Annotated in this window: 10 protein-coding genes; all 10 read right to left on the reverse strand. The window is 65.2% G+C overall.

Features of this window, described 5'->3' with window-relative positions; genetic code table 11:
- Window positions 1-3610 (reverse strand): calcium-binding protein (locus ACX17K_RS05255; protein WP_493773967.1); only part of this gene is annotated, 3610 nt, incomplete at its 3' end.
- Window positions 3611-3632: 22 nt separating this feature from the next.
- The gene (locus ACX17K_RS05260; RefSeq protein WP_493773968.1) at window positions 3633-4883 is read right to left on the reverse strand and encodes a glycosyltransferase family 4 protein; all 1251 of its coding nucleotides are present in this window, start codon (window positions 4881-4883) and stop codon (window positions 3633-3635) included.
- A gap of 1 nt (window position 4884) precedes the next feature.
- Window positions 4885-6306 (reverse strand): HlyD family type I secretion periplasmic adaptor subunit, encoded by a 1422-nt coding sequence (locus ACX17K_RS05265; protein ID WP_493773969.1) that lies wholly within the window; start codon window positions 6304-6306, stop codon window positions 4885-4887.
- A 6-nt stretch (window positions 6307-6312) separates the two neighbouring features.
- The gene (locus ACX17K_RS05270; RefSeq protein ID WP_493773970.1) at window positions 6313-8457 is read right to left on the reverse strand and encodes a type I secretion system permease/ATPase; all 2145 of its coding nucleotides are present in this window, start codon (window positions 8455-8457) and stop codon (window positions 6313-6315) included.
- A 365-nt stretch (window positions 8458-8822) separates the two neighbouring features.
- The gene (locus tag ACX17K_RS05275) at window positions 8823-9263 is read right to left on the reverse strand and encodes a hypothetical protein (RefSeq protein WP_493773971.1); all 441 of its coding nucleotides are present in this window, start codon (window positions 9261-9263) and stop codon (window positions 8823-8825) included.
- Between the two features lie 419 nt (window positions 9264-9682).
- A complete protein-coding gene (locus ACX17K_RS05280) occupies window positions 9683-10960 on the reverse strand; it encodes an MFS transporter (RefSeq protein ID WP_493773972.1) in 1278 nt (425 codons plus the stop codon).
- Window positions 10961-11144: 184 nt separating this feature from the next.
- Window positions 11145-11612 (reverse strand): GNAT family N-acetyltransferase, encoded by a 468-nt coding sequence (locus tag ACX17K_RS05285; RefSeq protein WP_493773973.1) that lies wholly within the window; start codon window positions 11610-11612, stop codon window positions 11145-11147.
- Between the two features lie 117 nt (window positions 11613-11729).
- Window positions 11730-12734, reverse strand: a complete 1005-nt coding sequence (gene holA, locus ACX17K_RS05290; protein WP_347370665.1) for a DNA polymerase III subunit delta — start codon at window positions 12732-12734, stop codon at window positions 11730-11732.
- Window positions 12715-13269, reverse strand: a complete 555-nt coding sequence (locus tag ACX17K_RS05295; RefSeq protein WP_046158404.1) for an LPS-assembly lipoprotein LptE — start codon at window positions 13267-13269, stop codon at window positions 12715-12717. The genes holA and ACX17K_RS05295 overlap by 20 nt, the downstream gene beginning before the upstream one ends.
- A 134-nt stretch (window positions 13270-13403) precedes the next feature.
- Entirely contained in the window at window positions 13404-16022 is a 2619-nt protein-coding gene (gene leuS, locus ACX17K_RS05300; protein WP_493773974.1) for a leucine--tRNA ligase, read from the reverse strand.
- Window positions 16023-16089: the final 67 nt, after the last annotated feature.

Below are 16089 nucleotides of genomic sequence, written 5' to 3' on the forward strand. Positions count from 1 at the left end.
CGTTCCACGCCGCGGTCAGCACATCGTTGCCGGCGCCGCCGCGCAGCGTGTCGCCTTCCAGCCGGTAAGATCCGCCATCGCCGCCAATCAGCGTGTCGTCGCCGTCGCCGCCTTCCAGCAGGTCGGCGCCGTTGCCGCCGTTCAGCGTATCATTGCCGGCCCCGCCGAACAGGCTGTCGTTGCCGTCCGCGCCGACCAATACATCGTCGCCGCCCAGGCCGAAGATCACGTCGTTGCCCTTGCCACCGGTCAGCGTGTCCTTGCCCTCGGTGCCGGTCAGCGTCGCGCCGGATAGGCTGAGCAGTTCAACCAGGCTCCAGTTGGCGCCGCCGGCGAAGGCGATGCGGCCGCCCCAGCTCGCGTTGACGGTCAGCGCGTTCTGGATGGTGATGCTGTCCTGGCCGTTGCGATGCTTGAGGATCACATCCAGGCCGCTGCGCACCACGACGATGTCGCTGACGGCGATGCCGACGCCGAAGCGGATTTCATCGCCCACGCTCCAAGCCACCGCCGCGCTGCTGCCGTCGAAACGGATCACGTCCTGGCCGTCGCCAACGTTGAAAATGTAGACATCGCGCCCCGCGCCGCCGTCCAGCACATCGTTGCCAGCCCCACCCTTGAGCGTGTCGTCGCCGCCCAGGCCGATCAGCGTGTCGTTGCCTGCGCCGCCGTCCAGCACATCATTGCCGGCGCCGCCCTGCAACAAGTCATCGCCCGCGCCGCCAGTGAGGATACCGCTGGCCCACTGAGTGATCTGCGCCGAAGTCCAGCTGCTGCCGTCAGCGAAAATCACGCTGCCCACTTGGGCGGAAACCGCGCCGAACCAGTTCTGGATCAGGATGGAATCGGTCCCGTTGACGTGCTTGAGGATCACGTCGTTGCCGGCGCGCACCACGACGATGTCCGAAACCGAAATGCCTACGCCCAGACGGATTTCGCTCTGGTGGCTGACGGAAACGTTGACCGAGTTGTTGATGATGACGTCGCTGCCGTCGCCCAGGTTGAACACGTAGATGTCGCGGCCCGCGCCGCCTTTCAGCGTATCGTTGCCCTTGCCGCCTTCCAGCACGGCGGTGCCGCCGACGCTGATCAGCACATCGTTGCCGGCGCCGCCTTGCAGCGTGTCGCTGACATTGCCGCCGATCAGGATGTCGTTGCCGTCGCCGCCGACATGCAGGCCATTCGCCCACTGGCTGATCTGCACCGAAGTCCAGCTCGCGCCGTCGGCGAAGATCACGCTGCCCACCTGGGCGGAAGTCGCGCTGAACCAGTTCTGGATCAGGATGGAATCGCTGCCGTTGACGTGCTTGAGGATCACGTCGTTGCCGGCGCGCACCACGACGATGTCCGAAACCGAGATGCCCACGCCCAGGCGGATTTCGCTCTGGTGGCTGACGGAAACGTTGACCGAGTTGTTGATGATGACGTCGTTGCCGTCGCCCAGGTTGAACACGTAGATGTCGTGCGCGGCGCCGCCTTTCAGCGTGTCGTTGCCCTTGCCGCCTTCCAGCACCACGGTGCCGCCGACGCTGACCAGCACGTCGTCGCCGGCGCTGCCCTTGATGGTGTCGTTGCCGCCGACCACGATCAGCTTCTGCAGATCGGCCACGCTCCAGCGGACGCCGTCGGCGAACACTACCTCGCCGGCCCAGCCCATCTTGTCCACCGCGCCGTTCTTGATGGTGATGCCATCCTGGCCGTTGGCCAGCATCAGCACCAGATCATTGCCGGACTTCAGCACCTTCACATCGGCCGCCTTGATGCCGGCCAGGAAGCGGATCTGGTCGCCCTTGCTGTACTGCGCCATCTTGGCCGCAGCCACGCCGTAGTTGATCTGGTCGCGGCCGCCGCCCAGGCCGAACTCGAACACGTCGCGGCCCTTGTTGCCCACTAGCACGTCGTTGCCGGAACCGCCGCGGAAGGTATCGTCGCCATTGCCGCCGATCAGCGTGTCGTTGCCGGCGCCGCCGTCGAGAATGTCCGCGCCGTCCTCGCCCTGCAGCAGGTCGTCGCCATCGGTGCCGTTCTGCATGCCCACCACGCGCTGGATCAGCTCCGCGCCCAACCACACGCTGCCGTCGGCGAACACGATCTGGCCCTGCCAGCCATGCTCGATGCTGAAGCCGCCCTGGATGGTGATGGAGTCGCTGCCGTTGACGTGGACCAGCACGATGTCGTCGCCCACTTGCTGCACGCGGATGTCGGACACCGAGATGCCGACGCCGAAGCGGATCTCGTCATGCAGCGTCACCGCCACGTCGACATTGTGCGCGGCGATCACGTCATGGCCGTGGCCGGCCTCGAACACGTACACATCGCTGCCGGCGCCGCCCACCAGGGTGTCGTTGCCGATGCCGCCGATCAGCGTGTCCGATCCGCCGTTGCCGATCAGCACGTCGTTGCCCGCGCCGCCGATCAGCACGTCGCTGCCTTCCCAGCCGGTCAGAGTGTCGTCGCCGTCGGTGCCGGTCAGCGTGATGCGCAGATCGGCCTGGGTCCAGACCGTGCCGTCGGCGAACACGATGCGCTCGACGCGGCTGCCGACTGCGGCGAAATAGCCCTCCACCGTCACGCTGTCGCTGCCGTTGGCGTGCTTGAGCACCAAGTCCATGCCCACCCGCACCGCAACCATGTCCTTCACCACGATGCTCGCGCCGAAACGGATTTCGTTCTGCACCGAGACATCCACGCTGGCCGTTTCGCGGATCACATCCGCGCCGTCGCCCAGATTGAAGATGTAGATGTCGGCGTCCGCGCCGCCGATCAGGGTGTCGTTGCCCTTGCCGCCTTCCAGCACATTGCGGCCGCTGCCGCCATCCAGCAGATCATCGCCATCGCCGCCTTGCAGCGTGTCGTCGCCGTCGCCGCCCAACAGCTTGTCGTTGCCGGCACCGCCTTCCAGCCAGTCGTCGCCGGCTCGGCCGTTCAGGGTGTCGTTGCCGCCCAAGCCGATCAGATGATCCTTGCCGATCCAGCCGGTCAGCGCTTCCTTGCGGTCAGTGCCGGTTTGCGCGATCACGCGTTGCGCCAGGTCGACGATGCTCCAGCTGGCGCCATCGGCGAAGCTGATCTTCTCGATCCAGAAACTCTTGTCGGCGAACCAACCCTTGATCGTCACTGCGTCGTCGCCGTTTCGGTGCGACAGCACCAGATCGTCGCCGACATGCTCCAACTGGATGTCTTCCGGACGGATGCCGGGGCCGAAACGCAATTCGTCGCGGTAGGCCGGATCGGTATCCGCGGCGTCGCGCTTGTCCTGGGCATTGTCGGTCAGCGTGTCGTAGCCATCCCCCAGATTGAACAGGTAGAGATCGCCGTCCACGCCGCCGATCAAGGTATCGTTGCCTGCTCCGCCAGCCAGCACATTGTTGCCGCTGCCTGCGTTCAACAGATCATCCCCGGCCCCGCCCTGCAAGGTATCGTTGCCGGCATAGCCGTTCAATACATCGTCGCCGTCTCCGCCTTGCAGCAGATCGTTGCCTTCATAGCCATTCAGCGTATCGTTGCCGCCATTGCCGTTCAGCGTGTCGTCGCCGTCGCCGCCATTGATCACCTCTCCCTTGTCGGTACCATTCAATACCTTGCTGGGGCTCTCTTGCGAAGTTGCCATTTTTTACCTTTCTGTTATCGAACTACTGCCTAAGCCAGGCGTCGCTTTCCGGCGCGGCCACTCCATCCGCCGCGCCGGAAGCATCGATGCCCAGCAAATTCCTGTAAGCGTCCAAACCCTGTTCGACGCTATACCGCTGCGCCGTCCGCCGCGCCTGCCGCCGCATCTCCGGCGCATCCTCGCGCAACGCCTCTCTCACCCTCTCGATCAAGGCCTCCCGGTCGAAGAAACCCACCAGGTTTCCGTTCACGCCGTCGCGGATCACTTCGCGCAACGGCGCGGTGTCCGACGCCACGATGCGGCAGCCGCTGGCCATCGCCTCCAGCAGGCTCCACGACAGCACGAAGGGATAGGTCAGGTAGACGTGGACCGCCGACACCTGCAGCGCCTTGCGGTAGACCTCGTACGGCACCTTGCCGAGGAAGTGCACCCGGTTCGGATCGACCGGGTTTTCGCGCAGCAGCTTTTCCCGCCAGTGGGCCGCGTCCGTCGGCGCGCTGCCGTAGCTGACGCCGTCGCCGCCGACGATCACCACCTGGCAATCGGGCTCGGCGCGCAGCAGCTCGGGCAGCGCGCGCATGAAGACGTGGAAGCCGCGGTAAGGCTCCAGATTGCGCGCGACGTAGGTGACGATCTTCTGGCCGGCCCGCAGCACCCGGCCGTTCGGCAACGCCAGTTCGGCGGCCGGATCAGGCCCCAGCAGCTCGGTGCGGATGCCTTCGTGCGCGACATGCAGCTTGTCGCGGTAAGCGGCCGGATGCAGGCTGTGCTGCCAGTGGGTGGGACAGATGCCGGCGTCGGCGTTTTCCAGGTTGAGCAGGTGCAGCGCGTTGCGGGCGCGCAGCCGCGCGGCGCCGTCCAGGCTGAGCGGGAATTCCGGGTCGAAGTCGGCGTCGGCGCCGCGGCCGTGGTAGAAGAATTCGCAGTAGTGGATCAGCCGCGCGTTCGGAAACAGGTCTTTCAGGAACAACGTCTCGCCCCAGCCGGGATGGGCGAGGATCACGTCGGGCCGGTAGCCGCGATTGGCCAAGGGCTGCAAGCTGCGCAGCACCGCCTGGCCGTGCAGCACCGCGTCCTCGTAGCTGTACAAATAGGGGTGGGCCTGGCGGCTGGGCTGGCGGTGCGGCTTGTAGCGCAGCAGCCGCACGCCCTGCAGCCCGGGCGCGGTGTCTCGCCCTACCGCCAGCAGGTCGATGCCGGGCCGGGTTTTCAGATCCTCGGCGATGTGGCGCAGCTGGCCGGGGAAGTTCTGGTGGATCAGCAGGATCTTCATCTCAACGCTCCCGCAGGCCTTCGCCGACGTGTTCCTGCAACGGGCTGAGGAAGTAGTCGATCACCCGGCGCTTGCCGGTCTTGATCTCGGCGCTGACCGCCATGCCGGCGCTCAGGTTGACGCGCGCGCCGTCTATCACCAGATGGCTTTGCTTCAGCCGGATCCGGGCGGGGAACAGCAGGCCGCGCTTTTCGTCCTGCTGCGCGTCGTGGCTGACGGTTTCCACCACGCCGTCCAGATAGCCGTAGCGGGTATAGGGAAAACTTTCCACTTTCACCGTCACCGCCTGCCCGGGCCGGACGAAGCCGATGTCCTTGTTCTCGATCTGAGCTTCCACTTCCAGCGTCTCGTTGGCGGGCACCACGGCCAGCAAGGGCTGCGCTTCGGTCACCACGCCGCCGACGGTGTGGATGGCCAGCTGCTGCACGCTGCCGGATACCGGCGCGGTGAGCTGGGTCAGCGCCTGACGGCGGCCGGTCTTCTTCACTTCCTCGCCGGACTGGGTGGCCTGCTCGCGCGCTTCGCGCAGCTTGTCCAGCGCGTCGCTGCGGAAGTTGGCGGTCAGCGCTTCCAGCTCTTCGCGCTGGCTGGCGATGGCGGCGGCCAGCTCCTGGATGCGGCTCTTCTGGCTGGCCAGGTCGCCCTGCTGCTCGATGCGCGCCTGCTGCTTGTCCAAGTAGGCGTGCTTGGAGATGAAGTTCTTGTCCAGCAGCTCCTGGTAGTCATGCTCGCGCGCTTCGGCCAGCCGCACCGTGCCCTGCAGCTTGATCACCTGCTGGCGGGTGGTGGACAGCTCGGCTTCGCGCTGGCGCAGCGTGGCCTGCAGCGAATCGCGCTTGGCCTGGTAGGCGCGCCACTGGCCGACGGCCAGCGTCTCCTCGTTCAGCTGCTTGGCCGAGTCGACGCCGTCCAGCTTCTCCAGCTGCGGCAGCCGGCCGTTGTCCAGCGCGGCCAGCAGCGCCTGGTAGCGGGCGCCGGCCAGGCGGGCGGTTTCCAGCGCGTCGCCGGCCTTGCGGTTGTCGGCGCCGGCGGCGGTGGCGTCCAGCTCGATCAACAGCTGGCCAGCCTTGACCAGCTGGCCGTCGCGCACGTGGATGGCCTTGACCACACTGGGCTCCAACGGCTGGATGATCTTGGTGCGGCCGCCGCTGACGGTCTTGCCGCCTGCGGCGGCGACGATGTCCAGCTGGCCGATCAGCGCCCATAGCAGCGCGCAGACGAACAACGCGACGATCACGCGCATGCTCCAGCGCGGCAAGGGCGAGGCCGGACTGTCGGTCAGCTCCAGGTGGGCGGGCAGGAAGGCCAGCTCGTCCTCGCTGCGCGGCTTGGGGTCGAGCTGGTGGCGGATGGACCAATGGTCGGCGAAGGCCTGGCGGTAGCGTTGCAGGAAGCCCCGCAACGCCTCAATCTGATGCTTCATCGCGGCTTATCCTTGCTGCAGGCTGTGGAGGTGGGCGTAATAGCCGCCCGGTTTCTGCGCCAGCTCCGCGTGGCTGCCGGCTTCGACGATCACCCCCTTGTCCATCGCGATGATGCGGTGGGCGCCGCGCACGGTGGACAGGCGGTGGGCGATGATCAGCACGGTGCGGCCCTGGCAGATGGCGCGCATGTTCTGCATCACCGCGCGCTCGGACTCGTAGTCCAGCGCGCTGGTGGCCTCGTCCAGGATCAGGATGCGCGGATTGCAGACCAGCGCGCGGGCGATGGCGATGCGCTGGCGCTGGCCGCCGGACAGGCTGGCACCGTGCTCGCCGACCATGGTGTCGTAGCCCTCGGCCAGCTCCATGATGAAATCGTGGGCGCCGGCCAGCTTGGCGGCGCGGATCACCGCCTCCAGCGACATGCCGGGATCGGACAGCGCGATGTTGTCGCGCACGCTGCGGTTGAACAGCAGGTTCTCCTGCAGCACCACGCCGATCTGGCGGCGCAGCCAGGCCGGATCGGCCAGGGCCAGATCATTGCCGTCCACCAGCACGCGGCCGGACTCCGGCACGTACAGCCGCTGCACCAGCTTGGTCAGCGTGCTCTTGCCGGAACCGGAGCGGCCGACGATGCCCACCACCTCGCCGGCGCGGATGTCCAGGCTCAGCTTGCGCAGGATTTCCGGACCATCCGGGCGATAGCGGAACACCACCTGGTCGAACTCGATCTTGCCCTGGATGGGCGGCAGCGCCGCGCGGCTGGCCGGCAGCTCGGTGCGGGTGTTGAGGATGTCCCCCAGCCGCTCCACCGAGATGCCCACCTGCTGGAAGTCCTGCCACAACTGGGCCAGGCGCACCACCGGCGCCGCCACCTGGCCGGCCAGCATATTGAAGGCGATCAACTGGCCGACCGACAGATCGCCGCCGATCACCAGCTTGGCCCCCAGCCACAAGGTGGCCACCGTCACCAGCTTCTGGATCAGCTGCACGCCGTTCTGGCCGATATTGGCCAGCCGCGTCACGCGGAAGCCGGCGGCCACGTAGGCGGCCAGCTGGTTGTCCCAGCGCCGGGTCATGTGCGGCTCCACCGCCATCGACTTGATGGTGCCGATGCCGCCCACCGACTCCACCAGGAAAGACTGGTTATCGGCGCCGCGGGCGAACTTCTCGTCCAGCCGCTGGCGCAGCACCGGCGTCAGCATGGCCGACCAGGCGGCGTAGCACGGCAGCGAGATCACCACGATCAGCGTCAGCCAGCCGCTGTAATAGAACATCACCGCCAGGAACACGAAGGAGAACAGCAGGTCCAGCACCGTGGTCAGCGCCTGGCCGGTGAGGAAGTTGCGGATGCTGTCCAGCTCGCGCACCCGCGCCACGGTATCGCCGACGCGGCGCGCCTCGTAATAGGCCAGCGGCAGCGCCAGCAGATGGCGGAACAAGCGCGCGCCCAGCTCCACGTCGATGCGGCTGGTGGTGTGGGCGAACACGTGGCCGCGCAAGGCGGACAGGATCACGTTGAACACCGACAGCGCCAGCAGGCCGACAGCGATCACGTCCAGCGTATTGAAGGCGCGGTTGACCAGCACTTTGTCCATCACCACCTGGAAAAACAGCGGCGTCACCAGCGCGAACAACTGCAGCACGAAGGACACGCCCAGCACTTCCAGCAGCAGCTTGCGGTACTTGACGATGGCCGGCACGAACCAGGTGAAATCGAACTTGACCAAGGCCCCCGCCGCCGACGCGCGCGAGGCGACCACCAGCAGCCGGCCGTCGTAGCGCGCCGCCAGCTCGTCCGGGCTCAACACCGCGGGACGGCCCTGCTTCAGATCGTGGATCAATACCTTGTCGCCGTCGCAGCGGGCGACGATGAAATGCTCGCCATTGGCCGCCAGCGCCAGCGCCGGCAAGGCCATCAGGCCGATGCGGTCCAGCGGCTGCTGGACGATCTTGGCCTTCAGTTCCAGATGCTTGGCGGCGAGGAGGAGATCGGTTTCGGAGAAGGATTCGGCGGAGCGGCCGAATTGGTGGGCGAGTTGCTCGGGGTCGGCGGCGATGCCGTGGAACTGGGCCAGCAGCACCAGGCCGAGCAGGCCGTGATCCGGTGCCGACGCCCCCGACACGGCTTGACCGCTAATAGGATCAGACATTTTTTATTAAACTGGCAAAAAGGATGGAAATTTGCAAAGGAAAATACCGGCTTTTCCTTTAAACAAAAATGTTAATTTTTACCAATTAAGAAATCTCCACTCCCCCAGCGAAATCAAACAAAGTTCAATTACTAGAAAATTCCCACCTTTGCCCAGCCGCTCTCAATAAAATAGACAAGAACGCCCCCCCGTTCTCCATCCTGCCTTATTGCCAGATCACGACAAGCCTCGCCACTGTTAATACGTATAATTACTTACTAAGTTAAAGCTCTAAATACTTCATCAGCCATTCGCCAACCATCCAGAAAATAAAAAGGCCACGCATCGACATGCGTGGCTTTCGATCAAGCATCAGACCTGTTTATTTACTTCCGGCTGGATGCCATCACCGGCTGCACAGCCGCCTGGCAATCTGCCGGCAGCGTCATCTGGCCCGCAGGGTTGAACGCAGCCATCGCGGTCACCAGCGCCTGCACCTGTGAAACCGCCAGCGCCTTGCCATCGCCGGAGCGGATGATTTCCAGCTGGTTGGCGGCATTGCCGAACCAGTTGTCCGCCACCACCTTGTCGCCGGCGAAGCGGATCTGCTCCGCCCAGTAGCGCTTCTCCCGCGCCCTAAAGGGCGCGGGAAGGCGCTGCGCACAGGCCGCGGTATGAAAAGCGCCTGTGAATATGGCTGCTGCGACTGACCGCTCGGCTGCCACCGAGTGGAAATGCAGCCTAGCATTGCTTCCATAGACAAAATCCGTCATTGACTTGCTAAAGCCAAAATTCTTTCCAACTAAAAAATTTACCGAGAACCGCAATCAAAAAAGCTGGATAACAACAGTGTTAATTTTAACTAACGAAAAAATTCACACTTCCATGATGAGGAATGATGTGAATAGAAAAATCCGGCATCCGATGAACGATATGCTGGACCACGAATGCAACTACCGCATTTTCATTGGATATCAGCACATTGCCGCATCTATTTGGAGGCCGAGCCGTCCGTGAAAGAGACGACCGAACGGCTGAAACTGAAATAATGATCTATTTATTATGGCGTGCATGTGCTTAGACAAACATGCGCCAGTGGCTATCGGCAATTTCAACGCATATTTTCCAAACCACTGCGATACGGGTATCCACCATCGCGTCCCAATACAAAACATCCCGATCTTTGCCGATATTCCGTTCTTAGCCTTCTTGCGCGACGCGGCGTATAGTCAACCGGATGCGCGGCTCAGACCGGTGCAGGCCGATGGCCCCCGATCCGGATGCGCAGCACCAGCGCCGCGGCAAGCAGGCACAAGGCGCCGGAAATCATCGTCGCCACGGTGTAGCTGCCCAGGCTGTTGCGCAGCATGCCCGCGCCCAGCGCGGCAAACGCCGCGCCCAGCTGGTGGCCGGCGACGATCCAGCCGAACACCACCGGCGCCTGTTCGCTGCCGAACACGCCGGTGGTCAGCTTCACCGTCGGCGGCACGGTCGCCACCCAATCCAGGCCGTAGAACAGAGTGAACAGCGGCAGGCCGTAGAAGTATTCCAGGCCGAAGGCATGCGGCAGATACAACAACGCCAGCCCGCGCAGCCCGTAATAGACGAACAACAGCGCCTGCGGCGCGAAGCGGTCGGACAGCCAGCCGGACAGCGTGGTGCCCAACAGGTCGAACATGCCCATTGCCGCCAGCAGGCTGGCCCCGCGCACCGGGGTCAGTCCGTAATCGCCGCACATGGCGATGAAGTGGGTGCCGATATAGCCGTTGGTGCTGGCGCCGCAAACGAAGAAACTGCCGAACAGCAACCAGAAATCGCCGGATCGGCTGGCGGTTTTCAGCGCGCCGAAGGCGATAACGATGGGATTGTGATGCACGGCTGCGGGCGGCGGCGCGTTCTCCGGCTCGCCCAGCGGCCGCAAACCTATGCTTCCCGGGCGCTCCGGCAGCAGCAGCCACACCAGCGGGAACACGCAGACGATGCAGCCGGCGATCAGCCACACCGTGCCGCGCCAGCCATGCTGCCCGGTCAGCCAGGCCATCAGCGGCAGGAACACCAGCTGGCCGGTGGCCGAACTGGCAGTCAACAAGCCCATCGCCAGCCCGCGGTGCTGGACGAACCAGCGGTTGACCACCGACGCGCCCAACGTCATCGCGGTGGCGCCGGTGGCGCAGCCGACCATCACGCCCCACAACAGCTGCAGCTGCCAGTTGCTGCGCATCAGGGTGGACAGCGCCACGCTGCCGGCCAGCAGCGCCAGCGCGCACAACACCGTGCGCCTGAGGCCGAAGCGCAGCATCGCCGCCGCCGCGAACGGCCCCATCAGGCCGAACAACGCCAGATTGATCGATAAAGCCAGCGAGATGGCGGAGCGGCTCCAGCCGAACTCGTGCTCCAGCGGCACCATCATCACGCTGGGCGCGGCGCGGATGGCCGCAGTGGTCAACATCACCAAAAAGGTGACGGCGACGGCGATCCAGGCGTAATGGAATCGCCCCCCGCTCCAATCGCGCATGCCGCTCATGCCATCCCCGTTCTTAGACAAGCCAATGCATTAAGACTAGCAAGAACCTTCAAAGGCATCCGACTGGTTTGCCATCCAGAAATGCTCCGCCTTCGGCTGATGCCGCAAGGCCTGTCGAAAACGGCTGTCTTCGCGAACTATCGATACACAAGTCCGAATGCACGAACCTTATCCACAGCCATGATCAAACTGGCCTTTTATCCACAGCAGCGCCCTCGCGCCGCGCCATCGCCGTCAAACGCGGCCGAACGCGAAATCCCAAGCCTTCGAAAAAGGCCTCCCGCCCGCTCAACGCCTCGCAATAAATGGTTTCCGCCCCGCAACGCTGAATAAAGGCCTGGCCCAGCGCGGAACCTATTCCCCGGCCGGCCGCATCGCGATGCACGATCAGTTCCGCCAGCCATCCCGCTTGCCAGCCATCGCTGAATCCCCGCGCCAATCCCCATACCCGGCCCTGCGCAAAGGCATACACGCCCAATCCCAGTCGAAAAGCGCGCGCCATCCTGGCAAGATCAAATGTCTCCTCAGCCCCCCAGCCTTGGCTGGCATACAGCTTGGCCACCTGGGGCAGCAAGTCTTCCGGCAGCTCCGCCAGCTCCAGGCATTGCCAGCTGCGCCCTTCCAACACGCCCGTCACGCCTTCTTCCTGCATGTTTCCTCCAGACCAATTGCACTCGCGGCGGAGACATCACTTCTCCCTCACCCCATGCAGGCGCGCTCGCCACGAAAAACGGACCGCATGCGGTCCGTTCGTGATCGGGAAATCCCCCTAGGCGGCCAGCCTGGTCGCCAGCGCCCGCATGGTCTGCCAAGGCTCGCCCGGCTCGACGCCCTTGATCTGGCGGTCGATGCGCGCGCACTCGGACAGCGCGGCCATCAGCTTGCGCGGGCCGATGCGGCGCAGCGCCGGCTCCGCCAGCTTCTGCTTCTCGCCCCATAGCCTGAGCTCGCGCGCCATGTCGCGCGCCTGCCGGCCGTCCTTCAGCCCTTGGCGCAGCTTAAGCAGCATGCGCACGTCCTCTGCCAGCGACCACAGCACCAGCACTGGCGCTTCGCCCTCGGCCATCAGGCCATCCAGCATCCGCGTCAGCCTGGGCGTGTCGCCGGACAGCCAGGCCTCGGACAACTGGAACACGTCGAAGCGGGCGACATTGGCCACCGCCGCCTGCAGGTCGTCCAGGCTCAGCTCGCCCTTGGGATAGAGCAGCGCCAGCTTGTCCACTTCCTGCCGCGCGGCCAGCAGATTGCCCTCCACCCGGTCGACGAAGAACGCCAGCGCCTCCGCGCCCAACTGCTGGCCCTGGGCCTTCAGCCGGCGGGCAATCCAGCCCGGCAGTTCGGCGCGGCCCACCGGGCGCGCCTCCACTACCTGGGCGATCCTGTCCAGCGCGGTGAACCACTTGCTCTGCTGCTGCGCCTTGTCCAGCTTGGGCAGCGTGATCAGGGTCACCGTGTCCTGCGGCGGATCGGCGGCGAGGCGCTGCAGCGCCTCCGCGCCCTCGGTGCCCGGCTTGCCGCCGGGAATGCGGATTTCCAGCAGTTTCAGCGAGGCGAACAGCGACACGCTGGACATCGAGTCGGTCAATTGCGACCAATCGAAGCCGCTTTCCACCGTCAGCACCTCACGCTCCAGGTAGCCGGCGGCGCGCGCTGCGCCGCGGACGGCGTCGGCCGCCTCCAGCGCCAACAGCGCTTCCTCGCCATGCACCAGATACAGCGGCGCCAGCCCCTTGGCCAGCCCCGCGTTCAGCGCGTCAGGGCTGAGGGACGGCATCGGGCTTCACGCTTGCGGGACCGGCCAGCGGCGCGGCCGGCACCTTCAGGTAGGCCAGCCGGCGCACCACCTGCTCGGCGGCGTCGCGGCGCGCGTCGGCCCACAGCAGGTCTTCTTCCTGTTGTTTGCCCAGCACCTGGTTGTCCGAGTAATTCAGGCTGCGGCGCACGGTCACCACCATGTCCGGATCGACCGGCACGCCGCCGATCACCGTACGTACCACCGCGGTGTAAGTCAGCTGGTATTCGTTGATGCGGCCACCGGTGTTGATGGTCAGGATGTCCTTGGACTGGTTCTCGCTGACCACGCTCACCACCGCCTGCGCGCCCTTGGGCGCGGACATCACCGTCAGCTTCGGATCGCGCGCGAACACGGTGCGCAGATCCGATTCAATGCCCTTGCCGCTGGCCTCCAGATACATGGTGGAGAACGGCAGCGGCTTGAGCGGGCCGCCCAGGCCGCGCAAATGGAAGCCGCAGGCGGTCAGCAACAGCGCGAAACCGGCCAACAGCGCGAATCTCAGAGAGTGTTTCATTGCATCCCCCATGGCGGATGATCCGCCAGGCAAAAACGGCGCAGGACAAACCGCCCCGCGCCGCGTATCCGATATCGGTCCTAGCATGGCTGACAGCCCGTGGCGCCAAACGGCGCCACGAGCCGATCCCGCCGCTAGACGACGATGTTCACCAGGCGGCCCGGCACCACGATGATCTTCTTGGCCGGCTTGCCTTCCATGAACTTGATCACGTTCTCGTGCGCCAGCGCGGCGGCCTCGATCGCGTCCTTGGCGGCGTCGGCGGCCACGGTCACGCTGCCGCGCAGCTTGCCCGCCACCTGCACCATCAGCTCGATCTCGCTCTTCACCAGCGCGCTCTCGTCAACCTTGGGCCAGGACTGGGCCAGCAGCTCGGTGCCCGGCTTCAGCTCGTTCCAGATGCCGTCGCAGACGTGCGGCACGATGGGCGACAGCAGCAGGGTGGCGGCTTCCAGCACTTCCTGCGCCACAGCGCGGCCGGTCTCGCCCGCGGTGTCGGCCTTGTCGTAGGCGTTCAGCAACTCCATCACCGCGGCGATGGCGGTGTTGAACTGCTGGCGGCGTCCGTAATCGTCGGCCACTTTCTGGATGGTGCCGTGCAGCTTGAAGCGCAGTTCCTTCTGGCTGGCGTTCAGCTCGCCGGAAGCGTACGGCGCGACCACGCCGGCTTCGACGTGCTCGCGCGCGCTCTTCCACAGGCGCTTCAGGAAGCGGAACGCGCCCTCCACGCCAGCGTCGGACCATTCCAGGCTCTGCTCCGGCGGCGCGGCGAACATCATGAACAGGCGCGCGGTGTCGGCGCCGTATTTCTCGATGAACTCCTGCGGGTCCACGCCGTTGTTCTTGGACTTGGACATCTTCTCGATGCCGCCCACCACCACCGGCTGGCCATCGGCGCGGTGGGTGGCGGACACGATCTTGCCCTTGGCGTCGCGTTCCAGGATCACGTCCTGCGGCGCGATCCAGTCCTTGGAGCCATTGGGCAGGTCGCGGTAGAAGGTTTCGCAGATCACCATGCCCTGGGTCAGCAGGCTCTTGAACGGCTCGTCCGACGACACCAGGCCCTCGTCGCGCATCAGCTTGTGGAAGAAGCGCGCGTACAGCAGGTGCAGGATGGCGTGTTCGATGCCGCCCACGTATTGGTCGACCTGCAGCCAGTAGTCGGCGGCCTTCTTGTCCACCATCGCGGTGTCGCACTTGGGCGAGGCGTAGCGGGCGTAGTACCAGCTGGACTCCACGAAGGTGTCCATGGTGTCGGTTTCGCGCTTGGCCGCGCCGCCGCACTTCGGGCAGGCGGTTTCGTAGAATTCCGGCATCTTGGCCAGCGGGCTGCCAGCGCCGTCCGGGTGCACGTTTTCCGGCAGCGTCACCGGCAGGTCTTTTTCCGGCACCGGCACGTCGCCGCAGCTGGCGCAGTGGATGATCGGGATCGGGCAGCCCCAGTAGCGCTGGCGGGAGATGCCCCAGTCGCGCAGGCGGTACTGGGTCTTCTTCTGGCCGTGGCTCTTGGCCTGCAGGTCGCCGATGATGGCGTCGAACGCCGCCTGGTAACCCAGGCCGTCGTACTTGCCGGAATTCACCGTCTTCACGGTTTCATCCTTGGCGCCGTACCACTCCTGCCAGTTGGCGGCGTCGTATTCGCCGTCGCCGGACACTCGCGCGATCACTTGCTTGATCGGCAGCGCGTACTTGTTGGCGAACTCGAAGTCGCGCTCGTCGTGCGCCGGCACGGCCATCACCGCGCCTTCGCCGTAGCCCCACAGCACGTAGTTGGCCACCCATACCGGCAAGCGTTCGCCGGTCAGCGGATGGATCACGGACAGGCCGGTGTCCATGCCCTTCTTTTCCATCTTGGCCATGTCGGCCTCGGCGACGGAGCCCGCCTTGCACTCGGCGATGAAGGCCTGCAACGCGGCGTTGCCGGCCGCAGCCTGGGTGGCCAGCGGGTGTTCGGCGGCGACGGCGACGTAAGTGGCGCCCATCAGCGTGTCCGGACGGGTAGTGTAGACCTTCAATTCGCCAGCGTGGCCGATGCTGGCCTCGTCGTACGGGAACACCACGTCGGAGCCGTAGCTCTTGCCGATCCAGTTGCGCTGCATGGTCTTGACCTGCTCCGGCCAGCCGTCAAGCTTGTCCAGATCCGCCAGCAGCTGCTCGGCGTAGTCGGTGATGCGGAAGTAGTACATCGGGATTTCGCGCTTTTCCACCAGCGCGCCCGAACGCCAGCCGCGGCCGTCCACCACCTGCTCGTTGGCCAGCACGGTCTGGTCCACCGGGTCCCAGTTGACCACGCCGTTCTTCTTGTAGATCACGCCCTTCTCGAACAGGCGGGTGAACAGCCACTGCTCCCAGCGATAGTAGTCCGGCTTGCAGGTAGCCAGCTCGCGCTCCCAGTCCAGCGCGAAGCCCAGGCTATCCAGCTGGGTCTTCATGTATTCGATGTTGGCGTAGGTCCATGCCGCCGGCGCGCCGCCGTTCTTCATCGCCGCGTTCTCGGCCGGCAGGCCGAAGGCGTCCCAGCCCATCGGTTGCAGCACATTGAAGCCCTGCAGGCGCTTGAAACGGGCCAGCACGTCGGTGATGGTGTAGTTGCGCACATGGCCCATGTGCAGCTTGCCGGACGGATACGGGAACATCGACAGCGCGTAGTACTTGGGACGCGACGCGTCTTCCACGGCCTTGAAGGCGGCAGTCTTCTGCCATTTCTGTTGGGCGGCGGCTTCCACCGCCCGCGGGCTGTATTGTTCTTGCATGGCGATCTTTGTCTGGACTCTGAAATACAAAAGGCGGGCTGCCCGGGGCGCGATCCGCGCGCATGCA

Source organism: Chromobacterium sp. INPA-IVC (assembly GCF_059047085.1).

Coding starts and splice junctions, on each gene's coding strand:
- ACX17K_RS05260 (WP_493773968.1), bottom strand. CDS start 4,883: ATGAAGATCCTGCTGATCCACCAGAACTTCCCCGGCCAGCTGCGCCAC.
- ACX17K_RS05265 (WP_493773969.1), bottom strand. CDS start 6,306: ATGAAGCATCAGATTGAGGCGTTGCGGGGCTTCCTGCAACGCTACCGC.
- ACX17K_RS05270 (WP_493773970.1), bottom strand. CDS start 8,457: ATGTCTGATCCTATTAGCGGTCAAGCCGTGTCGGGGGCGTCGGCACCG.
- ACX17K_RS05280 (WP_493773972.1), bottom strand. CDS start 10,960: ATGAGCGGCATGCGCGATTGGAGCGGGGGGCGATTCCATTACGCCTGG.
- ACX17K_RS05285 (WP_493773973.1), bottom strand. CDS start 11,612: ATGCAGGAAGAAGGCGTGACGGGCGTGTTGGAAGGGCGCAGCTGGCAA.
- holA (WP_347370665.1), bottom strand. CDS start 12,734: ATGCCGTCCCTCAGCCCTGACGCGCTGAACGCGGGGCTGGCCAAGGGG.
- ACX17K_RS05295 (WP_046158404.1), bottom strand. CDS start 13,269: ATGAAACACTCTCTGAGATTCGCGCTGTTGGCCGGTTTCGCGCTGTTG.
- leuS (WP_493773974.1), bottom strand. CDS start 16,022: ATGCAAGAACAATACAGCCCGCGGGCGGTGGAAGCCGCCGCCCAACAG.